A 24,277-nucleotide genomic window follows, 5' to 3' on the forward strand; every position below is an offset into this window, starting at 1 on the left:
CCCCGACGCCGCGGCGTCGGGTGTGTATGTCGCTTCGATTGCTGTCGCAGCCCACAAATGTATAGTGGGGCAGACCAGAAACCTGGCATTCAACAAGGGGAAACGACCATGAAACGTTTGCTACCGTTGCTGTGTGCGGCGGTGTTCTCCACCGCAGCGCACGCTCAGGAAGAAGTCAAAGTCGGTATGCTTCAGGGCTTCACCGGTCCGACGGAGTCGCTGGTCAAGCCGATGGCGCTTGGCGGAGAGGCGGCGATCCAGGAGATTTCCGACAGCGGCCTGTTCCTGGGCGGCAAGAAGGTCGTCTCGGTGCGCGGTGACAGCACCTGCATCGACGCGTCGGCCGCCACGGCCGCGGCCGACCGGCTGATCACGTCGGAAGGTGTCGTCGGCATCGTCGGCGCGACTTGCTCGGGCGCGACCACCGCGGTCCTGAACAACATCGTGCGTCCGAACGGCATCGTCATGATCTCGCCGTCCGCGACCTCGCCGGCGCTGAGCACGATCGAGGATGACGGCCTGTTCTTCCGCACCGCCCCGTCCGACGCCCGCCAGGGCGAAATCATCGGCAAGATCCTGTCGTCCAAGGGGATCAAGTCGGCGGCGCTGACCTACACCAACAACGACTACGGCAAGGGTCTCGCCGACGCCATTCAGGCGGCCTTCGAGAAGACCGGCGGCCAGATCACCGCCGTCGCCGCTCACGAGGACGGCAAGGCCGACTACTCGGCCGAAGTCGCCACCCTGGCCTCGGCCGGCGGTGAACTCCTGATCGTGGCCGGCTACCTCGACCAGGGCGGCAAGGGCATGATCCAGGCCGCGCTGGACACCGGCGCGTTCGAAACGTTCCTGCTGCCGGACGGCATGGTCGGCGAGTCGCTGACCGAGAATTTCGGGGACGCCATCGACGGCTCGATCGGCACCAACCCGGGCACCGACAGCCCGGGCGCGAAGATGCTGGCCGAACTCGGCGGCAAGAAGGGCTTCAAGGGCGACGACCCGTACGTCCCGGAGGCCTATGACGCCGCCGCCGTCCTGCTGCTCGCCATGCAGTCCGCCGGCAGCACCGACAGCGCGGTCTACAAGGACCATGTCGAGAAGGTCGCCAACGCCCCGGGCGAGAAGATCTATCCGGGCGAGCTGGCCAAGGCCCTGAAGATCCTCGCCGATGGCGGTGACATCGACTATGTCGGCGGCACCGCGCTGGAGCTGATCGGCCCGGGCGAGTCCGCCGGCAGCTTCCGCGAGACCATCATCGAGGGCGGCGCCTGGAAGACGGTGTCTTACCACTGACCGCCTGGCGGTCGGCAACGACAAGGGGACGGTCGGGCTTCGGTCCGACCGTTCTCCGATTTCGGATTTGCTGAATGATCAGAGTTGAGAACGTCACCAAGAACTTTGGTGGCATCCGCGCGGTCGACGGGGTCTCGCTGGAGATCGCGCAGGGGTCGATTACCGGCCTGATCGGTCCGAACGGGGCCGGCAAGACCACGCTGTTCAACATCATCGCAGGGCATTTCCCGCCCTCGTCGGGGACGATCTTCCTCGACGGTGAGGACGTGACCGCGCTGGAGCCGCACGAGCTGTTCCACAAGGGCCTGCTGCGCACCTTCCAGATCGCCCACGAATTCTCCAGCCTGACCGTGCTGGAGAACCTGATGGTGGTGCCGGGCGAACAGCCGGGCGAGGAGTTGCGCCATACCTGGTTCAACTTCGCCAAGGTGCGCGTGGTCGAGAACCGGGTGCGCGAGCGCGCCCGCGAGGTGATCGAGTTCCTGGAGATCCCGCATCTGGAAAACGAACTGGCCGGCAACCTGTCCGGCGGCCAGAAGAAGCTGCTCGAACTCGGCCGCACCATGATGGTCGACGCCAAGATCGTGTTCCTGGACGAGGTCGGCGCTGGCGTGAACCGCACGCTGCTGCAGACGATCGCGCGCTCGATCCAGCGCCTGAACCAGGAGCGCGGCTACACCTTCTGTCTGATCGAGCATGACATGGATTTCATCGCCCGGCTCTGCGATCCGGTCATCGTCATGGCCGAGGGCCGGCTGCTGACCCAGGGGACGACCGACGAGGTCATGAACAACGAGGACGTCATCGAGGCCTATCTGGGCACCGGGCGCAAGCACAAGCGGGTGTCGGAGGCATGAGTTTCCTGGCTGCAACCGGCATGACCGGCGGATATGGCGGCGCCGATATCATCACCGACTGCGAGCTGCGGGTGGAACGCGGCGAGATCGCCGTGGTCGTCGGCCCGAACGGTGCTGGCAAGTCGACCGCGATGAAGGCGGTGTTCGGCATGCTGAACCTGCGCGAGGGCAGCGTGGTGTTCGACGGCACCGACATCACCGGCCTCGCACCCCAGGAGCGGGTGCGGGTCGGCATGGGCTTCGTGCCGCAGAACCGTAACGTCTTCGTCTCGCTGAGCGTGGAAGAGAACCTGGAGATGGGCGCGTTCATCCGCGACGACGACATCTCCCAATCCAAGGAGCAGGTGTTCGAGCTGTTCCCGATCCTCGCCGAGAAACGCAACCAACCGGCCGGCGAGCTGTCCGGCGGCCAGCGTCAGCAGGTCGCCGTCGGCCGGGCGCTGATGACCCAGCCGCGGCTGCTGATGCTGGACGAGCCGACCGCCGGCGTGTCGCCGATCGTCATGGACGAGCTGTTCGACCGCATCGTCGAGATCGCCAAGACCGGCATCGCCATCCTGATGGTCGAGCAGAACGCCCGGCAGGCGCTGGAGATCGCCGATCACGGCTTCGTCCTGGTCCAGGGCACCAACCGCTTCACCGATACCGGCGAGGCGCTACTGGCGAACGAGGAAGTCCGCCGCTCGTTCCTGGGGGGCTGAGAGATGGAGATCGCCAACGCCTTCGCGCTGCTCGCGAACTTCGTCATCGTCCCGGCCACCGCCTATGGCGCGCAGCTCGCGCTCGGCGCGCTCGGGGTGACGATCATCTTCGGCATCCTGCGCTTCGCCAACTTCTCCCACGGCGAGCTGATGTCCTTCGGCGCCATGGTGACCATCCTGGTGACCTGGCTGCTGCAGATGAACGGGATCGGCCTCGGCCCGCTGCCGACGGCGCTGCTGGCGTTGCCGGTGGGTATCCTGGCGACCGTCGCCATGGCGGTGCTGACCGACCGGTTCGTCTTCCGCTTCTACCGAAAGAAACGGGCGAACCCGATCGTCTTCGCCATCGTCTCGGTGGGCGTGATGTTCATGATGGCCGGCATCATCCGCATCGTGATCGGCCCCGACGACCACAGTTTCGCCGATGGCGAACGGTTCCTGATCAGTTACGGCGACTTCAAGAAACTGACCGGCTGGGACCAGGGGATCGCCATCAAGCAGACCCAGGTGGTGACCGTCGTCGTCACCCTGATCGTCGTCGCCTTCCTGTTCTGGTTCCTGCAGAAGACCCGCTCGGGCAAGGCGATGCGCGCCTATTCCGACGACGAGGATCTGGCCCTGCTGTCCGGCATCAACCCGGAGCGGGTGGTGCTGATCGCCTGGATCATCGCCGGGTCGCTGGCCTGCATCGCTGGCACGCTCTACGGCCTCGACAAGACCTACAAGCCGTTCATCTTCCTACAGATCCTGCTGCCGATCTTCGCCGCCACCATCCTCGGCGGCATCGGCCAGCCGGTGGGCGCGGTGCTCGGCGGCTTCATCGTCGCGTTCTCGGAAGTCACGGTGACCTATGCCTTCAAGCGGTTCCTGGCCTATCTCGGCCCGGACGGCTGGGCGCCGGACGGTTTGGTCCAGCTGTTGTCGACCGATTACAAGTTCGCGGTCTCCTTCGTCATCCTGGTGGTCGTGCTGCTGGTGCGACCGACCGGCATCATCCGGGGGAAAGTCATATGACCCGGCGCGTGGTCTTCCTGTACGGCCTCATGCTGCTGGTGCTGATCGGCGTCGGCTTTTTCCAGAGCTGGAACGTCGCCTTCGGCATCTTCAATCTGTGCCTGATCTCCGCCGTGATGGCGCTCGGCGTGAACATGCAGTGGGGCTATGCCGGGCTGTTCAATGTCGGGATCATGGGCTTCACCGCGCTCGGCGCGCTGACCGCCGTGCTGGTGTCCATGCCGCCGGTGCAGGAGGCCTGGGCCGTGGCCGGCGGCGATCTGGCGCTGTCGTTCCTGTGTCTCGTCGCCACGGTTGTCGCCATCGTCCTGGCCCGACGGATGGTGCCGCCGGCCTTCCGGATGCTGGTTACCGCGATCCTGGTGGTCGCCGGCTATTTCCTGATCGGTGTGTTCTTCCTGCCGGCGACCGATCGGATCGAGTCGATCGACCCGGCCCTGTCCGGCTATCTCGGCGGTCTCGGCATGCCGGTGCTGCTGGCCTGGCCGCTGGGCGGCGTGGTCGCGGCCGGGGCGGGGTGGCTGATCGGCAAGATCGCGCTGGGGCTGCGGGCCGATTATCTGGCCATCGCGACCCTCGGCATCTCCGAGATCATCATCGCCATCATCAAGTACGAGGAGTGGCTGTCGCGCGGCGTGAAGAACGTCACCGGCATCCCGCGCCCGGTGCCCTATGAGGTCGACTTGGTCGATACCCAGTGGTTCGTCGATCTCGCGACGTCCCTGGGGGCGACGGACATCAACGAGGCCTCCAGCCTGTTCGTCAAGTTCTGCTACGGGCTGCTGTTCATCGTCGTGCTCGCCATCGTCATGTGGCTGGCGGAGCGGGCGCTGAAATCGCCCTGGGGCCGGATGATGCGGGCGATCCGCGACAACCGCGACGCCGCCGAGGCCATGGGCAAGGACGTGAAGGCCCGCCATCTCCAGGTGTTCGTCCTGGGCTGCGCCACCTGCGGCATCGCCGGTGCCATGCTGGCGACCCTGGACGGCCAGCTCACCCCGACCAGCTACATCCCGCTGCGCTTCACCTTCCTGATCTGGGTGATGGTGATCCTGGGCGGCTCCGGCAACAACTGGGGCGCCGTGCTCGGCGGCTTCGTGATCTGGTTCCTGTGGGTCGAGGCCGAGCCGCTCGGTAACTGGTTCATGGCGACGGTCACCGCCCCGCTGCCGGACGATTCCGCCATCGGGGCGCACCTGATGATGGGGGCGGCCTATACCCGCTACCTGCTGATGGGGGCGATCCTGCTGCTGGTGATGCGGTTCGCGCCGAAGGGGCTTATCCCGGAGCGGTGAGGGGAACGGCGTCGATCGGCAGGTTCAGGGTCCGGGCGACGACGTAGCGGATCCACCGCCTGGTCTCGGGCGTGTCCGGATCGCGGGGCGGTCGGCCGCCGAGGGAGCCGATCAGCCAGTCGCCGTGAAGGGTGTCGAGGAACAGCTTCGCCGCGGCTTCCGGATCCTCGACCGGCGCCTCACTGCGGGCGGGCGACTCGGCGAGGTACCGGGCGAGGCGACGGTGCAGACGGTCCGGTCCGTTCTGCAGGAAGGCATCGATAACCTGGGGAAACCGGTCGCCCTCGGTCAGGAAGCTGCCGAAGATCCGGGTCGCCTCTGGCGTCCAGATATGGCCGACCAGATTAGACGCCAGGCGGGTCAGACTGACGGCCGGCTCCTCGCAGTCGTCGAGCATCTCCATCATCTGTTCGGCGAAGGCCGAGCAGTTTTCCCCGACCGCAGCCTTGATCAGCCCGTTCTTGTCGCCGAACGCGGAATAGATGGTGGCCCGGGAACCGCCGGCGCGGGCGATGATCTCGTCGAGGGTGATCGCCTCGATCCCGCTCTCCTTGACCAGCGACCAGGCGGCATCCACGAGGGCGCGCCGACGGATTTCTCCGCGCGTGGGCTTCTTGCCATCTTCCTTGGAGCAGGACATCGACGGGGGATCCTCCTTCGTGCGGTGCCGGCCGCACATCTTTCTTGTTGTGCAATACAATATGTACTAGATAGTACACAAATGACCCGTGGCGCAATCCCGCATGCCGGGACCGCCGCCTACGGATGCGATTTCACGCACAAGGATTTCGACTGTGCCGAAGGTTTTCCTGACACGTCTCTGTGCCGTCCTGCTGGCGGCAGTCGCTCTCGTCGCCTGCGAGGAGGAGCAGCAGTCTTCCTCCGCGCCCGCGGCCCGTCCGCCGGCCCAGGTCGGCTTCACCACGGTGAAGGCCGAAACGGTCGATCTCACGGCCCGGTTGCCCGGCCGTGTCGTCGCCTTCCGCATGGCCGAGGTGCGGCCCCAGGTCGATGGGATCGTGACCAAGCGCCTGTTCGCGGAGGGGTCGACCGTCGAGGCCGGCCAACCGCTGTATCAGATCGATGCAGCCGTCTATGAGGCCGAGGTCAAGATGGCCGAGGCCGAGCTGGCGCGGGCGTCGGCGACCCTGAACTCGACCCGCACGAAGCTGCGTCGTTACGAGAGCCTGGTGAAGACCAACGCGGTCAGCCGCCAGGCCTATGACGACGTGGTCGCCGAGGAGCAGGAGAACCGGGCCAGCGTCGCTGCCGCGCAGGCGGCGCTCGACGCCGCCAAGATCAGTCTCGGCTACACCGAGGTGCTGGCACCGATCGGCGGCCAGATCGGCCGGTCCTCGATCACCGAGGGCGCGCTGGTCACAGCCGGGCAGGCGGAGCCGCTCGCCACCATCACCCAGCTCGACCCGATCAACGTGGACTTCACCCAGTCGAGTGCGGCGCTGCTGCGCCTGCGCCAGATGTTCCGGACCGGCGAGCGGGTGCTGGGCAGCAAGGAAGAGCTGCCGGTAACCCTGATCCTCGATGCCGTGGACCTGGAGTACGAGCAGCAGGGGACCATGCAGTTCTCAGAAGTGACCGTGGACGAGACCACGGGATCGGTGCGGCTGCGGGCCGTGTTCCCCAACCCGGACCGCGAGCTGCTGCCCGGCATGTTCGTCCACGGCATGGTCAACCAGGGTGTGGTCGAGCGCGGCTTCCTGGTGCCCCAGGCAGCCGTCAGCTTCAACGAAATGGGCGATCCCTACGTCTATGTCATCGGTGAGGACAGCACGGTCACCCAGGCCAAGGTCCATATCGTCGACGCCGCCGGCAAGGACTGGCTGATCGACAAGGGGCTGAACGACGGCCAGCGGGTCGTGGTCGACGGGCTGCAGCGCATCCGCCCCGGCGCCCAGGTCACTCCGGTGGAGGTTCAGAAGCCCACGCCGGCCGCCCAGAGCAAGGCGCAGAGCTGAACGCCGAACCGAGAGTCTTCAAATGGCTAGCTTCTTCATCGACCGCCCGGTCTTCGCCTGGGTCATCGCCATCGTGATCATGCTCGCGGGCGGGCTCTCGATCCTGCAATTGCCGATCGAGCAGTACCCGTCCGTCGCCCCTCCGACGGTGACGATCACGGCGACCTATCCCGGCGCCTCGGCGAGCACGCTCGAGAACTCGGTGACGCAGATCATCGAGCAGCAGATGACCGGTCTCGATCACCTGCGCTACATCAAGTCGACCAGCGACAGCAGCGGCACGGCGACGATCACGCTGACCTTCAATCCGGAAGCCGATCCGGACATCGCCCAGGTGCAGACCCAGAACAAGCTGCAGCTCGCCACCTCTCTCCTCCCGGAGAGCGTTGTCGAGCAGGGCATTCAGGTTGCGAAGAGCAGCGGCAGCTTCCTGATGGTGCTCGGCTTCGTCTCCGACCTCGACATGCCGCAGAGCGACATCGCGAACTACATCGCCGACAACGTCCGCGATCCGATCAGCCGCGTCGAAGGCGTGGGCTCCGTGCGCCTGTTCGGTTCCGAGCATGCCATGCGGATCTGGCTCGACCCGGCCAAGCTGCAGAGCTACGGCATCACCATTTCCGAGGTGCGCAGCGCCATCACCGCCCAGAACGCCGAGATCTCCGCCGGTCAGATCGGCGGCGCGCCGGCCGTTCCGGGACAGCAGATCAACGCCACCCTGATCGCCCAGACGCGGCTGGAGACACCGGAGGAATTCGGCAACATCCTGGTTCGGGTCAACACCGACGGCGCCCAGGTGCGCCTGAAGGATCTCGCCCGGGTGGAGATCGGTGCCGCCTCCTACGACACGGTCGCGCGCTATAACGGCCGGGCGGCGGTCGGCATGGGCCTCAACCTGGCCTCGGGTGCGAACGCCCTCGACACCGCCGATGGGGTGCGTGCCAAGATCCGCGAGCTGCAGCCGTTCTTCCCGGCCGGGCTCGAGGTCGTCTACCCCTACGACACCACGCCGTTCGTCCAGATCTCGATCGAGGAGGTGGTCTACACCCTGTTCGAGGCGATCGGGCTGGTCTTCGTGGTGATGTTCCTGTTCCTGCAGAACATCCGCGCCACCCTGATCCCGACGATCGCCGTGCCGGTCATTCTGCTCGGCACCTTCGGCGTGCTGGCGGCCTTCGGCTTCACCATCAACACCCTGACCATGTTCGGCATGGTGCTGGCCATCGGCCTGCTGGTGGACGATGCCATCGTCGTGGTGGAGAACGTCGAGCGCGTGATGCACGAGGACGGGCTCGGCCCGCGCGAGGCGACGAAGAAATCGATGTCGCAGATCACCGGCGCGCTGGTCGGCATCGCCATGGTGCTCTCGGCGGTGTTCGTGCCGATGGCGTTCTTCGGGGGCTCGACCGGCGCGATCTATCGCCAGTTCTCCATCACCATCGTGTCGTCGATGGTGCTGTCGGTGATCGTCGCCATCGTGCTGACGCCGGCCCTCTGCGCCTCGATGCTGCGGGCCAAGGACGGTCACGGCAGCAAGACCGGCCCGTTCGGCTGGTTCAACCGCGGCTTCGACTGGACCAACCGGTTCTACCAGAACAGCGTCGGCCATGTGGTCGGCCGCAAGTGGCGCTACGGACTGGTCTATCTGCTGATCGTCGGCGGGCTCGCCTTGCTGTTCCTGCGCCTGCCGACCTCGTTCCTGCCGAACGAGGACCAGGGCATCATGTTCTCGATGATCTCGCTGCCGGACAACGCCAGCCAGGAGCGGACCATCGAGGTGCTGGAAAAGGTCGAGAAGCACTTCCTGGAGGACGAGAAGCGCAACGTGAACGGCCTGTTCACCGTCGCCGGCTTCAGTTTCAGCGGGCGTGGCCAGAATGCGGGTATCGCCTTCATCAATCTGAAGCACTGGGACGAGCGTCCGGACCCGGTTGCCGACATCGTCGGCCGGGCCTATGGCGCCCTGTCCCAGGTGCGCGAGGCGCAGATCTTCGCCTTCACGCCGCCGGCCATCATCGAGCTGGGCAATGCCACCGGTTTCGAGTTCCAACTCGTCGACCGCGGCGGTGTCGGCCATGACGTGATGATGCAGGCCCGCGGAAAGCTCCTGGGCATGGCGGCACAGGAAGACACCGTCACCCAGGTGCGGCCGAACGGCTTCTCCGACACACCGCAGTTCCGGGTGGATGTCGACCACGAGAAGGCCAGCGCGCTCGGGCTGGCCATCGCCGACATCAACACCACGCTCTCGACCGCCTGGGGTGCCTCCTATGTGAACGACTACATGGAGGACGGTCGGGTCAAGAAGGTCTACCTGCAGGCCGACGCGCCCTTCCGTATGATGCCGGACGACCTGGACCGCTGGTATGTCCGCAACAGCTTCGGCGAGATGGTGCCGTTCTCGGCCTTTGCGACCTCGGAATGGACTTACGGCTCGCCCCGGCTCGAGCGTTTCAACGGCGCGTCCTCGGTCGAGATCCAGGGCCAGGCAGCGCCGGGTGTCAGCTCCGGCGTGGCCATGCAGACGATGCAGGAGATCGCTCAGAACCTGCCCGACGGTGTCGGATACGAGTGGTCCGGCCTGTCCTACGAGGAGCGGATGTCGGGCGATCAGGCGCCGATGCTCTACGCGATTTCTCTGCTCGTGGTGTTCCTCTGCCTGGCCGCCCTGTACGAGAGCTGGAGCATTCCGGTCTCGGTGATGCTGGTGGTGCCGCTTGGCGTGTTCGGTGCGGTGGCGGCGGCCCATCTCCGGGTGCTGCCGAACGACGTGTATTTCCAGGTCGGCCTGCTGACCACGGTGGGTCTGTCGGCGAAGAACGCCATCCTGATCGTGGAGTTCGCCCGCGAGCTGTACGACGATGGCATGGACCTGCTGGATGCGACGGTGGAGGCCGCGCGCCAGCGCTTCCGGCCGATCATCATGACCTCCATGGCCTTCACCCTCGGCGTGCTGCCACTGGCGATCAGCACGGGTGCGGGTGCCGCGAGCCGTCAGGCCATCGGCACCAGCGTCATGGGTGGGATGATCTCGGCCACCGTGCTGGCGATCTTCTTCGTGCCGCTGTTCTTCGTGCTGGTCATGCGGCTGTTCTCCAGACGCCGTTCCGAGCCGCCGCAGTCGGACAGGCCGGACGAGACGCCGGGCGACAGACCGGGCGAAACACCCCAGCCGACACCGGCCGGCTGAGGCGGAGACCAAGACGGAAGGGCGCTCACCAGCCGGTGGCGCCCTTTTTGTTTGGGCTCGGTTGACTTCGTATTTATTAATGCGAATGAGTTGCATTATAGGTAGATCCGATCCAACCGACCCTCGGGAGCCGCGCCGTGACCGACCGCCTGCAAGCCGAACTGACCCTGTCCCTCGACGGGGCAGGGGCCTGGCTGGACAGCCAGGTGGCGCACCTGGCCCAGCACGATCTCCTGCCGGTCCTGCGCACGGCCGAGGCGGTGGAGTTCCGCAGCCCCTACGGCTCCTTCCACATCCGCGCCCGCGGCAAGGATCTGCGCGTCCGGGTCGAAAGCGGGGATGTCGGCGGGCTGGAGGTGCTGCAGGAGACCGTCTCCCACTATCTGACCGCCCATGATCCGGAACTGGCCGAGCGCATGGTCTGGCGCGGCCACGACCGCGAGGAGACGCTGCCGGCCAATTTCCGGGAGATGCAGGTGGTCGAGCGCCGGCCGGTCAGCCCCTGGATGATCCGCCTGACCCTGCGGGGCCGGGACATGGCCGCCTTCGCCAAGCGCGGACTGCATATCCGGCTTCTGGTGCCGCCGCGCGGCCGGGCGCCGATCTGGCCGCGGCGTGCGCGGTCCGGGTCGGTGGCCCTTCCCGAGGGCGAGGATGCGCTCACCGTCCGGGTCTACACCATCCGGGCGATCCGGCTCGAAAGCGGCGAGATCGATGTGGACGTCGTCCGCCACGCCGGCGGAGCCGTCGCCGACTGGGCGGAAGACGTCGAGCCTGGTGCGCGGGTCGGCGTGATCGGCCCGGGCGGCGGCTATTTCCCAGAGAGCGACTGGCTGCTGATCGGCGGCGACGAGACCGCCCTGCCGGCCATCGCCCGCATCCTGGAGAACCGGCCGCAAGGGGCGCGGGGGCGCGCCGTGATCGGGCTGCGCCATGCCGACGCCCGTATGGACATCGCTAGTCCCGACGGCGTGGCCGTCGAGTGGGTGGTGGGTGACGAGGCGGCGCTGTGCGCGGCGATGGCGGCGGTCAAGCTGCCGGTGTCGGGTGCGGCATCCGTCTGGTTCGCCGGCGAGGCGGAGGCGGCGCGTCGGCTGCGGACCATGTTCCGGGAGGAGCGAGGGCTGGCGGCCGGCCAAGTCTCCTGCGCGGGCTATTGGCGGCGCGGCGGTCCCGATTGACCCCATCGTCCTTAATGAATTTTAAACCGCTCTGCGCCAAGGTCGAAGCAGTCGTCTGATCCCAGGAAATTCGGAGCCCGGATTATGAGCGTTGCGGAAGCCAACGAGTCCCTGTCGACCGAGGATCTGATCGACGCAATGCTCGCCGGCAACCGGGACCTGGTGGCGCAACGGGGCGGGGAGATCGGCCAGAAGATTCTGCGGCTCGCCGGCTCCGACACCGAGGCCGAAGGCCGGCTGGAGCGCTGGGTCGACATGTCGATCGCCGCCAGCGACGGCGTGCGCAAGACGTCGGAAATGATGAGCTCGCTGCGCGAGGTCGACAACCGCTCCCAGTCGATCGCCTCGGCGGTGGAGGAGCTGACGGTGACCGTGCAGACCATCAGCCACACCACCCAGAGCGCGACGGACGAGGCGACCGAGGCGACCTCGGTGTCCGACAGCGGTCGGGTCGCGGCGGGCCAGGCGGTCGATGCCATGGAGAGCGTGTTCGAGGTGGTTCAGTCCGCCGTGCAGAAGGTCGATGCGCTGGCCGAGGCCTCGGTCGCCATCGGCGACATCGTCTCCACCATCGAAAGCATCGCCAAGCAGACCAACCTGCTGGCCCTGAACGCCACCATCGAGGCGGCGCGGGCCGGCGACGCGGGAAAGGGCTTCGCCGTTGTGGCCAGCGAGGTGAAGACGCTCGCCAACCAGACCGCCAGCGCCACCATCGACATCCGCGAGCGGATCTCCGGAATCCGCAGCGACATGGAGGAGATCGTCGGTGTGATGCGCTCCGGCGCGGAGCGGGTCGAGGAGGGGCGCGGCACGATCCAGACCGTGGGTCAGGAGATGGAGAACCTGGCCGAGCGCATCGGCTCTGTCACCCGCAGCATGGGCGAGGTCTCCCAGATCCTCGGCGAACAGCAGACCGCGACGGAGGAGATCTCCGAGGGGGTCACCGTCATCGCCGATATGAGCGCCCGCAACGTCTATATGATCGACAACACGATCGGCCTGCTCGAGAGAACCGGGCCGACCATTGCCCAGGCGATCGACGGCTTCGTGAAGGCCGGCGTGCCGAACGCGACCATCCACGCCGCGAAATCCGACCACATGATCTGGATGCGCCGCCTGGCGCAGATGCTGGTCGGCCGCGAGGTGCTGCGGGCCGACGAGTTGGCCGATCATCACAGCTGCCGCCTCGGCAAGTGGTACGACGCCCAGAAAGATCCGCGTCTGACCGGCCAACCGGCCTGGAAGGCACTGATGGCGCCGCATCAGCGGGTGCACCGCTGCGGCATCGAGGCGGCCAAGGCCTTCGCCACCGGGGATCTCGACCGGGCAACCCACTTGGTCGGCGAGGCGGCCGACGCCTCCCACGAGGTGATGCGGTTGTTGAACGAGCTGTCGGACCACACGAAGGGGTAGGACGCCGGTACGGCCCTCCGTTCGGCCGGCGGTCAGGGGTCGGAGAAATAGATCGCCGCCCCCAGGATCTTGATCACCGTGCCGGCGTCATCGACGAGCGGCATCATGAGGCTCTCGAAGCGCTTGTAGTCCTTATCGACCCAGTTCAGCTGGCCGTGCGTGCGCACCGGCACGCGCCGCTGATAGATCAGCTTGTAGACGTCGAGCACCGGATGGCCGGCGGGAAAGGTTTCCTCGACCCTGCGGCCTGTCGTGTCGCGGTCCAGGATATCGGTGATCCGGGTGCCGATCAGGGAATAGGTGAAAGTCTGGCCCTCATGGTCGACGCGGACCATGAACAGGTCGCCGAGATGAGGGCGCAGGTTCAGCGGATCGATCCTGCTCGCCTTCGGCAGGTCGCCGCCGTCTTTCAGGGATTCCCAGTGCTGCAGCAGGTCACGCAAAGTCGGATGGCAGACCGCGGCCGATAGATCGGCGTAAAACCAAGGCGGGACATCAAAACCCGACGTGGGCAGGGGATTTGAAGACATGGATTCCGCCGGTCTTTTTCTTATAATTCCCGTTCTACCATGGACGGAGTCTTAGGGCCATTGGGTCGGATCGCCGCGCCCTGTCGATCATCCAGCAGTCTTTGGAGAGCTGAAAAGGAAACGGCCGCCGGCTCGATGATGAGCGCGGCGGCCGGTCCTTCGGAACCGTGGCGTGCCGGTCAATGCCGGCACGCCCGATAGCGGTGTGGGTTACTCCGCGGCCTGCAGGCTGCTGTTGGCGTCGATCGCCGCCAGGACGTTCGGCGGCGACAGCGGCAGATCGTCGATCCAGATGCCGAGCGCGTCGTGCACGGCGTTGCGGACGGCGGCCGGGCCCGGTACCAGCGGCACCTCGCCGACGCCGCGCACACCCTGCGGGTGCTTCGGGTTCGGGATCTCGATGATGCCGCAATCGAGCATCGGCAGGTCGGAACAGACCGGCATCCGGTAGTCGAGGAAGCCCGGATTATCGACCTGACCCTTCTTGTTGTAGATGTACTCCTCGTTCAGCGCCCAACCGATCCCCTGGGCGACGCCGCCCTGGAGCTGGCCTTCCACGTAGCTCGGATGGATCGCCCGGCCGACATCCTGGAAGCAGGTGTAGCGGAGCACGCGCACGATCCCGAGATCGACATCCACCTCGACGTCGCAGACATGGGTGGCGAAGCCACCCTCGGCACCGACGGTGTTGCTCTGGCTGCCGGCGCCGATCGGGCCGCCGGTGGCGTTCGCTTTGGCGGCCAGCTCCTCCAGGGACATGGAGGGGAAGTTGGCGCTGTGCTCGCCCATCGGACGCGCTTCGCCGCCCTCCCAGACCACCTGGGACGGATCGATGCCCCAGATCTTGGCGGCCCGGCCCTTGAGCTGCTCGATCACCTGCTCGGTCGACTCGGTGACCACCATGGCCGAGGCGAACAGCACGCGGCTGCCGCCGGTGAGGTTGCTGTAGCCGATGGACGCGGTATCGCCGATCTGCACCGACACCTGGTCGTAGTTGATGCCCAGAAGCTCGGCGGTGATGTTGGCGATGGACGCCCGCGAGCCGCCGATATCCGGGTGGCCCGTGGTCACCACGACGTTGCCGTCCTCGGTGATGTTCACCTGGGCGCTCGACTCGCCGCCGGCATTGAACCAGTAGCCCGAGGCCACGCCCCGGCCCTGGAACTTGCCGGTGAGCGGCGTGTTGTAGTGCTCGCTCTTCAGCGCCGCCTCCACGGTCTCGGCATAGCCGATGCGCGGATAGGTCGGGCCGTGGGCCGCCTTGGTGCCTTCCTTGGCGGCGTTCTTCAGCCGCAGCTTCAGCGGATCCATGCCGAGCTCGACGGCCAACTCGTCCAGCACGCTTTCCACCGCGAAGGCGCCGATCGGGGCACCCGGGGCGCGGTAGGCGGCGACCTTGGAGCGGTTGGACACCACGTCGTAGCCGAAGGAATGCACGTTCTTGATGTCGTACGGCGCGAAGGCGCAGCCCGCTGCCCCGCGGATCGGCGAGCCCGGAAGGCAGCCGGCCTGCAGGTAGAAGGTGCCCTGGCCGGCGACGATGGTGCCGTCCTTCTTGGCGCCGATCTTGACCGTGCTCTTGGAGCCCGAGGTCGGGCCTGTGGCGCGCATGACCTCTTCGCGGGTCATGACCATCTTCACCGGACGGCCGGACTTCTTCGACAGGATGGTGGCGACCGGCTCCAGATAGACGATGGTCTTGCCGCCGAATCCGCCGCCGATCTCAGCCGGGATGGCCTTGATGTTGGATTGCGGGATGCCGGTGAGATAGGCGGTCATCGCCCGGACCATGAACTGGCCCTGGCTGGAGCTCCAGATCGTGGTTCGGTTGTCGGGGGCGACGCTGACCACGCAGGCATGGGTCTCGATATAGCCTTGGTGCACCGGCTTGGTGGTGAAGCTGCGCTCGATGACCACGTCGGCCTCGGCGAAGCCGGCATCGACGTCGCCAAGGGTGTGCTCCAGGGTGCCGGCGATGTTGGACGGCTTGCCGTCGAACTTCATGAAGTCGTGCAGGATCGGCGCGTCCTTGGCGATGGCATCGTCGATCTCGATGGCGAAGGGCAGGACGTCGTACTCGACCTCGATCAGCGCGCAGGCCTCGGCGGCGATCTCCTCGTTGATCGCGGCGACGGCGGCGATGGGATGGCCGTGGAACAGGACCTTTTCCTTGGCCAGCATGTTGCGGCTCATCCAGCGCATGTCCTGGATGCCGAGCGGCACCGGCGTGTCGACCGGGAAGTCGACGAAGTCGGCGGCGGTGGCCACCGCCTTCACGCCCGGCAGCGCCTCGGCCTTGGAGGTGTCGATCGACTTGATGGTCGCATGGGGGTGCGGGCTGCGCAGCACCTTGGCCCAGATCATCCCGGGCATGGTGGCGTCGGCCGCATAGGCGGCGCGGCCGGTGACCTTGTCGGCACCGTCGGGACGGACGGTGCGCTTACCGATCCATTTGTTGCTCTGGTCGTTCATCGGGCAGCCTCCCGCATGTCGGCGGCGGTCTCCATGACCGCGCGGACGATCTTGTCGTAGCCGGTGCACCGGCACAGGTTGCCGGCGAGCCAGAAACGGACTTCGGTTTCGGTCGGATTCGGGTTGCGCTCCAGCAGCGACTTGGCCGCCACCAGCATGCCCGGGGTGCAGATGCCGCACTGCAGGGCGGCGGATTCCAGGAACTTCTGCTGCAGCGGGTGCAGCTTGTCGGGCGCTGCCATGCCCTCGATCGTCTCGATCTCGTGTCCGTCGGCCTCGGCCGCGAGCATCAGGCAGGAGCAGACCAGCCGGCCGTCCAGGGTGATGCTGCAGGCGCCGCAGTCGCCCGTGCCGCAGCCTTCCTTGGATCCGGTGAGGCCGAGCGTGTCGCGCAGCGCGTCCAGCATGCTGTCCGCCGCGTCGCACAGGAACTCGGTCGGCTCGCCGTTGATGGTGGTGGAAACGTGAATCTTCGCCATTGGTATCAGGTCCTCCCGGCGCGTTCGGCGGCGATTGCGGTCGTGCGTTTGAGCAGCACGCCGGCCACCTTTGTTCGGTAAGCGATGGTCCCGCGCTTGTCGTCGATCGGGTTGCAGGCCGCAGAGCAGGCGGCGGCGGCCTTCTCGATCGCGGCATCGTCGAGCGTGCTGCCGATCAGCGCCTTGGCGGCGTCCTCCACGAGCAGCACTGTCGGGGCGACGGCGCCCAGGCCGACGCGGGCGGCGGTGCAGGTGCCCCCCTCCAGGGTCAGGCTGACGCCGACGCCGACCACGGCGATGTCCATCTCCGTGCGCGGGATCATCCGCAGATAGGCGTCGCTCGACCCTTTGGGACGTGCGGGGAAGGTGAAGCTGACGAGGATCTCGCCCGGCTTCAGGTTGGTCTTGCCGGGCCCGGCGGGCACGTCCTCGACCTTGAGCTCACGGCTGCCGTTCGGTCCCTTGATCGTCGCCACGGCACCGGCCGCGACCAGGGCGGGGACCGCATCGCCGGCCGGCGATCCGTTGCACAGGTTGCCGCCCATGGAGGCGCGGCCCTGCACCTGGGTGGAGCCGATCAGGTTCAGCGCCTCCAACACGCCCGGCCAGGCCTTGCCGAAGTCCGGGTCCTCCTCGAGGGCTGCGCCCGAGATGGCGGCGCCGATCTTGAAGCCGCCATCGGCGGTCCTCTCGATCGCCGTCAGTTCCGGGATCTTCTTCACGTCGAGGATGGTGCTCGGCTTCAGGAGGCCGGAGCGCATCTGCACCAGAAGATCGGTTCCGCCGGCGAGAATGCGCGCGGCGCCCTCGGCCGCGGCGTATTGGGCGATCGCATCGTCGAGCGTCTGCGGCGCCAGATATCGAATGTCGGACATGGCCCTTCTCGTTTTCCTTTCCCGGACCCGCATCCCGATGACGCGGGGTCCCCTCTTCTGCGGGGGATTGCATACAAAATGCTCCGTCGCGTCAGGCTACGACGGCGAAAGCGACTCGGTCACCCCCCAAAGATTTCGGGGGATTTCACTCAACGCTGGTGGACGACTCTACCGCCTATGACCGTCATGTCGACCTGCACTTCGCGAATCTCTTCGGTCGGAATCGAGAAATAGTCCCGGTCGAGCACCGCGACGTCGGCCAGCTTGCCGATTTCCAGCGAGCCCTTCAGGTGTTCCTCGCGGCCGGAATGGGCGCCGAGCCAGGTATAGGCGTTGAGCGCCTCGGTCGGGGTGATCGCCTGGGAGGCGTCCAGGTCGCCGCCGGTATCCGACATGCGGTTGACCATCGACCACAGCGCCAGGAACGGGTTCGCCTGACAGACCATGGCATCGGAATGGCCGGGGGCGGGGATCCCGGCGTCGATCATCGCGCGGTGCGGCCACATGCGGGCCATGGCCTGCTGGCCGCGGTTGGCGATATAGGCGTCGCCCAGGTCGTACATGAAGCCCGTGGCCGAGCTGTCGATCACGCTGAGCTTCTTCAGGCGCTCCTGAAGGGGCGGGGTGACGTAGCAGCAATGCTCGACCCGCATCCGGTGGTCCTCCATCGGGTGCTGCTCCAGACAGTACTCGATGGCGTCCAGCGCGAAATCGATGCCGCGGTCGCCCACGCCCTCGATCATCACCTGCAGCCCGGCCTTGTGGGCGGCCAGCGCCCGGCGCTTCAGGTCCTCCAGCTCGTACAGCAGGACGCCGGTATTCGGCTCCGGCTCGCCTTTGATCTTCTTGCCGACATAGGGCTCGTAATAGGCGGCGGTGCGGCCGGAGGTGGAGCAGTCCGGGCACCACTCGACGCCGATGATCCGCACCCAGTCGTCGCCGAAACCGGAGCGGATGCCTGCCGCGGTCAGCGATTCCACGAGGCCCGCCTCGCGGCCCGAGGCGATGATGCCGACCCGCATGTTCAGGCGACCCTGGTCCTTCATCATCTGGTAGGCGCGGATGCCCTTGGACGGGGTCAGCGAGTTGTAGACCGAGGTGATGCCGTAGGAGGTCCACTCCGCGAATACCTTCTCCAGCCCGGCGGCGATGCTGTCCGGCGTGTCGCCGTCATGCACCCGGTCGAGGAACAGATGGGCCGCCGTCTCGCGCACGATGCCGGTCAGCTTGCCGGTTTCGGGATGCTTGTCGAAGGCGCCGAATTCCGGCGGTTGGGTGGTCTCGTCGATGCCGAGCTCGGCGAAGGCGCGGCTGTTCGCCAGGCCGATATGGCCGTCGGTGCGCAGGATGAAGAGCGGGCGGCCCTGGGCGGCCTGGTCCAGTTCCTCGATGGTCGGATAGCCGCCGGACTTGTTCTCGTTCAGACGGTACCCGGCGACCCATTCGTCGGGTCTCTTGCTCGCCGCCACGTCGGACAGGCGGGCCAGCAGCGCCTCGCGGCTCTGGATCCGGTCGGGGCTCAGCAGCTCCCAGGAGGCGAGGCGGGCGGCGTAGGCGTCGGGGTGATTGTGGCTGTCGACGATGCCGGGGATGGCGGTGCGGCCCCCCAGGTCGACGACCTTGGTCTCCGGCCCGATCAGTGCCTTGACCTCGGCGTTGTTGCCGAGCGCCACGATCCGGCCGTCGCGCGCCGCCAGCGCCTGCGCGAAGCTACCGGCCGCATCCATGGTGGCGATACGCCCGTTGGTCATCACCAGGTCGGCGGCGAGGCTCGTCATGTAAGTCTCCGGCTGTGCTTGCGCGGGAAGGGAGGGCATGCTGTGCGCCCGCCAATCCTCGCGAGGATCGCTGTGCCAGACAAGCGCCCTTCCTCGCGGCCTCCGTTTTTCGCCTGATCAGGGAGACAGCGATGCTGCCCGGTTCCATCCCCGGCCCGACTTTCGACCGCCTGCCGACCGCCGACAACTGGTTCGCCATCGAATGGCTGCCCCTCGGCGTGCTGCGGATCTGGGAGCCGCATGTCTCCCGCCTGCTGCGGGCCAACATGTTCCTGGTGCGCGGCCGCGACCGCGACCTGCTGGTGGATGCGGGAATGGGTGTGTGCAGCCTGCGCCGCTTTCTCGACCCGTTCATCGACAAGCCGGTGGTGCACGTTCTGAGCCATGCCCATGTGGATCACATCGGCTCGGCCCACGAGTTCGCCGAAGACCTGCGCATGCACGCGGCCGAGGCGGAGGTGATGCGCAACCCGCCGGCCGACCTGCAGCTCTCCTTCGACGGGTACAGCGAGAAACGGAAGGAAGACCTGCGGAAGTCCGGCTTCGATGTGTCGGGCGCGCTGATCGCCGCCTCGCCGTCGCCGTCGTTCCAGCCGGAAACGTGGCGCATCCCCGGGGTGGAGCCGACCGCGCTGCTGGCCGAGGGCGACGCGGTGGATCTCGGCGATCGCAGCTTCCAGGTGCTGCACACGCCGGGCCACAGTCCCGGCTCGATCTGTCTGTGGGAGGCGGAAACGGGTGTCCTCCTCGGCGGCGATACGATCTACGATGGCCTCCTGATCGACACCCTGCCGGACAGCGATCCCGCTGCCTATGCTGTTTCTATGCGCAGGCTAAAACAACTAAATGTCTCTGCGGTGCATGGCGGACACAGGGAAAGCTTCGGTCCCGCGAAGTATCAATTTCTAATTGATCAATATTTGGGCATTTAATGCTCGATATTTGGGCTTGCGCGCCTGTTGCCTAAAAGCGCAGCATACCGGTCTCGCTATTCGGTGAGTAAGGGATACACACACATGCCGGACGGATCGACCGGGGCGCGGAGCGGCCACGCCCTGTCATTGCGGAACCTTTCGAAGGTCTATGGATCGCTTGCCGCGGTCGACGGTGTCGACCTGGATGTTCCGCGCGGATCGTTCCTCACGTTGCTGGGCCCGTCCGGCTCCGGCAAGACGACGATTTTGATGGCGATCGCCGGCTTCGTGGAGCCGAGCGGCGGCAGCATCCTGCTGGACGACAAGGACATCACCCGGTTCCCGCCGGACAAGCGGAACTTCGGCATGGTCTTCCAGGGCTATGCCCTGTTCCCGCATATGACCGTGGCGGACAACATCTGGTTCCCGCTCAAGGTGCGCGGCGTCTCCAAGGCGGATGCCTCGGCGAAGATCAAGAGCGCGCTGGAGCTGGTGCAGATGGGCCATCTGGCCGAGCGCTATCCCTCGCAGCTATCCGGCGGCCAGCAGCAGCGCGTCGCGCTCGCCCGCGCCATCGTCTTCGAGCCTGACCTGCTGCTGCTCGACGAGCCGCTGTCGGCGCTGGACAAGAAGCTGCGCGCCGACCTGCAATGGGAGCTGAAATCGCTGCACCAGCGCCTGGGCACCACGTTCATCTACGTCACCCACGATCAGGAAGAGGCGCTGTCCATGTCGGACACGATCATCATCCTGCGTGACGGCAAGATCGAGCAGCAGGGCCAGCCGGGCGCCCTCTACGAGAAGCCGGCCACCCGTTTCGTCGCCGACTTCCTGGGAAAATCCAACTTCCTGCAGGGCACGGTGGGCGAGAAGAAGGACGGCGCCTTCACCTATGTCTGCGGCGGCCAGCCGCTGGTGCAGGTCGGGGCGGCCGAACATACCAAGGTGAACGGCGACGTCGTCGTGGCCCTGCGCCCGGAGAAGATCGCGCTCTCGGCCGAGCGGCCGGCGGCGACCAATGCGGTCTCCGGCAAGATCACCGCCTTCAACTACTACGGCTCGGCCTATCATTTTCAGGTGCAGACCGAGGCGCTGGGCGAACTGATCGCCACCACGCCGGCCTGGACCTGTCAGATCGAGCCGTCGATCGGTAACACGATCTGGCTCGGTTGGGAGCCGGACGCGTCCGTGGTCGTCCGCGACCGCTGAAACCTTTAGAAATCCGCGGTTGGCAGGGGGCCGGCCGCCAATGTGAGGAGCCTGGCATGACCTTGACCAAGACCCTGTACGAAAAGGATCTCTATCCCGAGATCGAGGACGCCGGAGACAGCGACTTCGCCCGTGACTGCGTGGAGATCGCGGCGGAGCGGCTGGAGAAGGGGCAGATCGACCGACGCACCTTCCTCCAGGCCATGGCAATCCTGGGTGCCGGCACGTCCGTCATGACCCTGGGCGGCGGGTCCGCCAAGGCGGCGACCGAGGTCGTGGTCGTGAACTGGGGCGGCCCGGCGGTCGAAGCCTATCAGAAGGCGTTCGGCGATCCGTTCGAGAAGGCTACCGGCAACAAGGTCGTGATCGACGGCACCGGCCCGCTCGGCTCCAAGATCAAGGCGATGGTCGACGCGGGTGCGGTGACCTGGGACGTCTGCGACACCGGCACCGGCACCACGCTGGTCCTGCAGAAGCAGGGCGTGCTCGAGCCGATCGACTACTCGATCGTCGACAAGTCGAAGATGCAGGAGAAGTTCGCCTACGAGTACGGCTGCGCGAACTACATGTTCAGCTTCGCGCTGACCTACAACAAGAAATCCGTGTCGTCCGAGCCGACCGGCTGGAAGGACTTCTGGGACCTGGAGAAGTTCCCGGGCAACCGCACCCTGCGCAAGCAGCCGAACGGCATGCTCGAGGCCTGCATGATGGCCGCCGGCCGCTCGCCGAACGAGGTCTATCCGATCGACATCGACCTGGCGGTCTCCAAGCTCAAGGAGATCAAGGACTACGTGATCGCCTGGGGCTCGGGCTCGCAGAGTCAGGAACTGTTCCGCACCGGCGAAGTGGTGATGGGCAACATCTGGCACACCCGCGCCAACCTCCTGAACCAGGAGACCAATGGCGACGTGACCTGGACCTGGAAGGACGGCATCGTGACCGCCGGCATGTGGAACGTGCCGAAGGGCAACCCGGCCGGTGTGGAGACCGCGATGAAGTTCATCGCCTCGGCCCAGGATCCGGAGCAGCAGCTGGTTCTGTTCAACGCCATGGGCAACGGCCCGGCCAACCCGGCCGCCGCCGACATGGTCCCGGCCGACAAGAAGTACATCGATCCGGGCCAGCCCGAGAATCTCGCCGTCCAGGTCCTGCAGAACGGCCCCTGGTACGAAGAGGACAGCGGCGTTCGGAACCTGACGAACGACGAGCTGTCGCGCGAGAAGTGGCTCGACGCCCTGTCGTCGTAATCCGATCGGTCACTAGAGCAAATCACGATCAGATGGAGACATCTGATCGTGTGAATTTGCTCTATCTTTAAGAGCTTAGAGGGCGGTTCACGGTTCGGATCGATTCGATCTGAACCGATCGCTCTCTAGACAAAGGGCATTGGCAGGCCGCACATGCACGCTTCACTTCGCCGGGTCTATTGGTGGCTGATCGCGCCGGCGGTCCTGCTCATGCTCGTCTTCTACATCTATCCGCTGATCCAGGTTCTCTGGATCAGCGTGACCGATCCCGTACCCGGGCTCGGCAACTACAGCGAACTGATCGACAGGGCGCTGATTCATCGGATCTGGATGACCACGATCCGGGTCTGCGTCATCACCACGGTCATCACCGTGGTCTGCGGCTACATCGTCGCCTACACGATGGCCCAGGTCGGCGAGCGCCAGCGCACCTGGATGATGTTCTGCGTGCTGCTCACCTTCTGGCTCAGCGTGCTGATCCGCGCCTTCGCCTGGGTGATGCTGCTGCGCACCCAGGGCCTGATCAACACGGGGCTCCAGGAGCTCGGGTTGATCGACCAGCCGCTGCGCCTGGTGCGCAACGAGTTCGGCGTGATCGTCGGCATGGTGCATTTCATGCTGCCGCTGGCGGTGCTGCCGATCTATTCTAACATGACCGGCATTCAGGACCGGCTGGTCAGCGCGGCGCGCGGCCTCGGCGCCTCGCCGTGGGTGGCGTTCAAGGACGTCTACCTGCCGCTGAGCAAGCCCGGCCTGATCGCCGCGACCATTCTGGTCTTCGTGTTCTCTCTCGGCTTCTTCATCACCCCGGCCCTGCTCGGCGGCGGCAAGGTGGTGATGATATCCGAGTACATCCAGGTGAGCTTCGAGGAGACGCTGCGCTGGGGGCAGGCGACCATGCTGGCCTCGACCCTGCTGTTCTCGGTGTTCCTGTCGCTCGCCCTGGTGGCCCGCTTCGTCGATCTGAAGAAAGTGTTTGGTGCGCGATGAAAAAGGATCCGCGCGTCGTCTTCGGCCGCTGTGTGGTCTATGGCCTTGCCTGGACCGTGCTGGCCTTCCTTGTCCTGCCGATGATCATCGTCGTGCCGGTCTCGTTCACCGACCAGTACTATCTGTCGCTGCCCAAGGAAGGCCTGTCGCTGCAGCACTATGCGGCGTTCTTCGAGAAGGAGATCTGGCTGGCCGCCACGCTGGACAGCGTGATCGTCGCCACCTGCTCGACCGTCGCCGCGCTGGTGCTCGGCACGCTCTGCGCCATCGGCTGCTGGCGGCTGGCGAGCAACGCGGCGGAGTCCGTGCGCACCTTCATGCTGACGCCGATCATCGTGCCGACCATCGTGCAGGCGCTGGCCATGTACCGGTTCTGGATCGATCTCGGGATCATGGACACCTATTTCGGCCTGATCCTGGCCCATACCCTGATCGCCATCCCCTATGTGGTGATCACCGTCTCGGCCTCCCTGGCGAATTTCGACGTCCGGCTGGAGCAGGCCTCGCGCAATCTCGGCGCCTCGACCTCGCAGACCATCCGTTGGGTGATCCTGCCGAGCATCGTGCCGGGCATGCTGTCGGGCGCGCTGTTCGCCTTCACCATCTCGTTCGACGAGATCGTCGTGGCGCTCTTCATCACCAGCCGCAACGTCTATACCCTCCCGAAGCGGATCTGGGACGGCATCCAGGATCACCTCGATCCCACCATCGCCTCGATCGCGACCATGCTGATCGTGATCACGCTGGCACTGCTGCTGACCGAGCTTTGGGCCCGTCAGCGGCGGCGGGCGCGGCTGACCGAGCGGATCGAGGGCGGCGAAGCCTGATCTTCCGGCGCCGGTTTCGGCCGGTCGCCTTACACA

General features: G+C 66.2%; 20 protein-coding genes. 14 read left to right on the forward strand and 6 right to left on the reverse strand.

The window, feature by feature from the left end:
- Nucleotides 1-108: 108 nt before the first annotated feature.
- From BLS34_RS09805 to BLS34_RS09825, 5 genes are all read left to right on the forward strand, one after another.
- The gene (locus BLS34_RS09805) at nt 109-1,293 is read left to right on the forward strand and encodes an ABC transporter substrate-binding protein (protein ID WP_093149962.1); all 1,185 of its coding nucleotides are present in this window, start codon (nt 109-111) and stop codon (nt 1,291-1,293) included.
- Between the two features lie 74 nt (nt 1,294-1,367).
- Nucleotides 1,368-2,150, forward strand: coding sequence for an ABC transporter ATP-binding protein (locus tag BLS34_RS09810; RefSeq protein WP_093149965.1), 783 nt, complete (start codon nt 1,368-1,370; stop codon nt 2,148-2,150).
- Nucleotides 2,147-2,851 carry an ABC transporter ATP-binding protein gene (locus tag BLS34_RS09815; RefSeq protein ID WP_028792694.1) on the forward strand — a complete coding sequence of 235 codons (705 nt, stop codon included), beginning with the start codon at nt 2,147-2,149 and terminating at the stop codon, nt 2,849-2,851. The genes BLS34_RS09810 and BLS34_RS09815 overlap by 4 nt, the downstream gene beginning before the upstream one ends.
- Nucleotides 2,852-2,854: 3 nt before the next feature.
- Nucleotides 2,855-3,865, forward strand: a complete 1,011-nt coding sequence (locus BLS34_RS09820; RefSeq protein ID WP_093149968.1) for a branched-chain amino acid ABC transporter permease — start codon at nt 2,855-2,857, stop codon at nt 3,863-3,865.
- On the forward strand, nt 3,862-5,160 hold the full coding sequence (locus BLS34_RS09825; RefSeq protein WP_093149971.1) for a branched-chain amino acid ABC transporter permease: 1,299 nt from the start codon (nt 3,862-3,864) through the stop codon (nt 5,158-5,160). The genes BLS34_RS09820 and BLS34_RS09825 overlap by 4 nt, the downstream gene beginning before the upstream one ends.
- On the opposite strand, the gene BLS34_RS09830 is transcribed toward BLS34_RS09825, so the two are convergent.
- Complete coding sequence (locus BLS34_RS09830; protein ID WP_175474172.1) at nt 5,144-5,800, reverse strand: TetR/AcrR family transcriptional regulator; 657 nt, start codon at nt 5,798-5,800, stop codon at nt 5,144-5,146. The two genes, BLS34_RS09825 and BLS34_RS09830, sit on opposite strands and share 17 nt — an antisense overlap.
- Nucleotides 5,801-5,954: 154 nt before the next feature.
- Here BLS34_RS09830 and BLS34_RS09835 point away from each other — a divergent pair, with 154 nt between their 5' ends.
- The 4 genes from BLS34_RS09835 to BLS34_RS09850 all read left to right on the forward strand — a co-directional run bounded on the left by BLS34_RS09835 (nt 5,955) and on the right by BLS34_RS09850 (nt 12,920).
- The gene (locus BLS34_RS09835; protein ID WP_245565534.1) at nt 5,955-7,136 is read left to right on the forward strand and encodes an efflux RND transporter periplasmic adaptor subunit; all 1,182 of its coding nucleotides are present in this window, start codon (nt 5,955-5,957) and stop codon (nt 7,134-7,136) included.
- A gap of 22 nt (nt 7,137-7,158) precedes the next feature.
- Nucleotides 7,159-10,326, forward strand: a complete 3,168-nt coding sequence (locus tag BLS34_RS09840) for an efflux RND transporter permease subunit (protein WP_093149974.1) — start codon at nt 7,159-7,161, stop codon at nt 10,324-10,326.
- A 137-nt stretch (nt 10,327-10,463) separates the two neighbouring features.
- On the forward strand, nt 10,464-11,507 hold the full coding sequence (locus tag BLS34_RS09845) for a siderophore-interacting protein (protein ID WP_093149976.1): 1,044 nt from the start codon (nt 10,464-10,466) through the stop codon (nt 11,505-11,507).
- A gap of 84 nt (nt 11,508-11,591) precedes the next feature.
- Nucleotides 11,592-12,920, forward strand: coding sequence for a methyl-accepting chemotaxis protein (locus BLS34_RS09850; protein ID WP_093149977.1), 1,329 nt, complete (start codon nt 11,592-11,594; stop codon nt 12,918-12,920).
- A gap of 32 nt (nt 12,921-12,952) precedes the next feature.
- Here the strand turns inward: BLS34_RS09850 and BLS34_RS09855 are convergent, their stop codons facing one another.
- The 5 genes from BLS34_RS09855 to BLS34_RS09875 all read right to left on the reverse strand — a co-directional run bounded on the left by BLS34_RS09855 (nt 12,953) and on the right by BLS34_RS09875 (nt 19,054).
- Nucleotides 12,953-13,363 carry a PAS domain-containing protein gene (locus BLS34_RS09855; protein WP_051243486.1) on the reverse strand — a complete coding sequence of 137 codons (411 nt, stop codon included), beginning with the start codon at nt 13,361-13,363 and terminating at the stop codon, nt 12,953-12,955.
- Nucleotides 13,364-13,660: 297 nt separating this feature from the next.
- Nucleotides 13,661-15,922 (reverse strand): xanthine dehydrogenase family protein molybdopterin-binding subunit, encoded by a 2,262-nt coding sequence (locus BLS34_RS09860; protein WP_093149980.1) that lies wholly within the window; start codon nt 15,920-15,922, stop codon nt 13,661-13,663.
- Complete coding sequence (locus BLS34_RS09865) at nt 15,919-16,401, reverse strand: (2Fe-2S)-binding protein (protein ID WP_028792690.1); 483 nt, start codon at nt 16,399-16,401, stop codon at nt 15,919-15,921. The genes BLS34_RS09860 and BLS34_RS09865 overlap by 4 nt, the downstream gene beginning before the upstream one ends.
- A 5-nt stretch (nt 16,402-16,406) precedes the next feature.
- On the reverse strand, nt 16,407-17,276 hold the full coding sequence (locus tag BLS34_RS09870) for an FAD binding domain-containing protein (RefSeq protein ID WP_093149982.1): 870 nt from the start codon (nt 17,274-17,276) through the stop codon (nt 16,407-16,409).
- A 149-nt stretch (nt 17,277-17,425) separates the two neighbouring features.
- Nucleotides 17,426-19,054, reverse strand: a complete 1,629-nt coding sequence (locus BLS34_RS09875; protein WP_093149984.1) for an amidohydrolase — start codon at nt 19,052-19,054, stop codon at nt 17,426-17,428.
- Between the two features lie 131 nt (nt 19,055-19,185).
- Here BLS34_RS09875 and BLS34_RS09880 point away from each other — a divergent pair, with 131 nt between their 5' ends.
- The 5 genes from BLS34_RS09880 (at nt 19,186) to BLS34_RS09900 (ending at nt 24,241) form a co-directional block, all read left to right on the forward strand.
- Nucleotides 19,186-19,986, forward strand: a complete 801-nt coding sequence (locus BLS34_RS09880) for an MBL fold metallo-hydrolase (RefSeq protein ID WP_093149986.1) — start codon at nt 19,186-19,188, stop codon at nt 19,984-19,986.
- Between the two features lie 84 nt (nt 19,987-20,070).
- The gene (locus tag BLS34_RS09885; protein WP_093149988.1) at nt 20,071-21,177 is read left to right on the forward strand and encodes an ABC transporter ATP-binding protein; all 1,107 of its coding nucleotides are present in this window, start codon (nt 20,071-20,073) and stop codon (nt 21,175-21,177) included.
- Nucleotides 21,178-21,233: 56 nt separating this feature from the next.
- Complete coding sequence (locus BLS34_RS09890) at nt 21,234-22,424, forward strand: ABC transporter substrate-binding protein (RefSeq protein WP_028792685.1); 1,191 nt, start codon at nt 21,234-21,236, stop codon at nt 22,422-22,424.
- Between the two features lie 153 nt (nt 22,425-22,577).
- Nucleotides 22,578-23,414, forward strand: a complete 837-nt coding sequence (locus tag BLS34_RS09895; RefSeq protein WP_028792684.1) for an ABC transporter permease — start codon at nt 22,578-22,580, stop codon at nt 23,412-23,414.
- Complete coding sequence (locus BLS34_RS09900) at nt 23,411-24,241, forward strand: ABC transporter permease (RefSeq protein WP_028792683.1); 831 nt, start codon at nt 23,411-23,413, stop codon at nt 24,239-24,241. The genes BLS34_RS09895 and BLS34_RS09900 overlap by 4 nt, the downstream gene beginning before the upstream one ends.
- Nucleotides 24,242-24,277 lie beyond the last annotated feature (36 nt).

This window comes from Thalassobaculum litoreum DSM 18839, from assembly GCF_900102465.1.
In the GTDB taxonomy this organism is placed as follows: domain Bacteria; phylum Pseudomonadota; class Alphaproteobacteria; order Thalassobaculales; family Thalassobaculaceae; genus Thalassobaculum; species Thalassobaculum litoreum.

Excerpts from the sequence above, each read along its gene's own strand:
- BLS34_RS09815 (WP_028792694.1), top strand. The coding sequence starts at position 2,147 with ATGAGTTTCCTGGCTGCAACCGGCATGACCGGCGGATATGGCGGCGCC.
- BLS34_RS09850 (WP_093149977.1), top strand. The coding sequence starts at position 11,592 with ATGAGCGTTGCGGAAGCCAACGAGTCCCTGTCGACCGAGGATCTGATC.
- BLS34_RS09860 (WP_093149980.1), bottom strand. The coding sequence starts at position 15,922 with ATGAACGACCAGAGCAACAAATGGATCGGTAAGCGCACCGTCCGTCCC.
- BLS34_RS09825 (WP_093149971.1), top strand. The coding sequence starts at position 3,862 with ATGACCCGGCGCGTGGTCTTCCTGTACGGCCTCATGCTGCTGGTGCTG.
- BLS34_RS09895 (WP_028792684.1), top strand. The coding sequence starts at position 22,578 with ATGCACGCTTCACTTCGCCGGGTCTATTGGTGGCTGATCGCGCCGGCG.
- BLS34_RS09880 (WP_093149986.1), top strand. The coding sequence starts at position 19,186 with ATGCTGCCCGGTTCCATCCCCGGCCCGACTTTCGACCGCCTGCCGACC.
- BLS34_RS09805 (WP_093149962.1), top strand. The coding sequence starts at position 109 with ATGAAACGTTTGCTACCGTTGCTGTGTGCGGCGGTGTTCTCCACCGCA.
- BLS34_RS09810 (WP_093149965.1), top strand. The coding sequence starts at position 1,368 with ATGATCAGAGTTGAGAACGTCACCAAGAACTTTGGTGGCATCCGCGCG.
- BLS34_RS09900 (WP_028792683.1), top strand. The coding sequence starts at position 23,411 with ATGAAAAAGGATCCGCGCGTCGTCTTCGGCCGCTGTGTGGTCTATGGC.
- BLS34_RS09890 (WP_028792685.1), top strand. The coding sequence starts at position 21,234 with ATGACCTTGACCAAGACCCTGTACGAAAAGGATCTCTATCCCGAGATC.
- BLS34_RS09885 (WP_093149988.1), top strand. The coding sequence starts at position 20,071 with ATGCCGGACGGATCGACCGGGGCGCGGAGCGGCCACGCCCTGTCATTG.
- BLS34_RS09830 (WP_175474172.1), bottom strand. The coding sequence starts at position 5,800 with ATGTCCTGCTCCAAGGAAGATGGCAAGAAGCCCACGCGCGGAGAAATC.
- BLS34_RS09820 (WP_093149968.1), top strand. The coding sequence starts at position 2,855 with ATGGAGATCGCCAACGCCTTCGCGCTGCTCGCGAACTTCGTCATCGTC.
- BLS34_RS09865 (WP_028792690.1), bottom strand. The coding sequence starts at position 16,401 with ATGGCGAAGATTCACGTTTCCACCACCATCAACGGCGAGCCGACCGAG.
- BLS34_RS09870 (WP_093149982.1), bottom strand. The coding sequence starts at position 17,276 with ATGTCCGACATTCGATATCTGGCGCCGCAGACGCTCGACGATGCGATC.
- BLS34_RS09840 (WP_093149974.1), top strand. The coding sequence starts at position 7,159 with ATGGCTAGCTTCTTCATCGACCGCCCGGTCTTCGCCTGGGTCATCGCC.
- BLS34_RS09875 (WP_093149984.1), bottom strand. The coding sequence starts at position 19,054 with ATGACGAGCCTCGCCGCCGACCTGGTGATGACCAACGGGCGTATCGCC.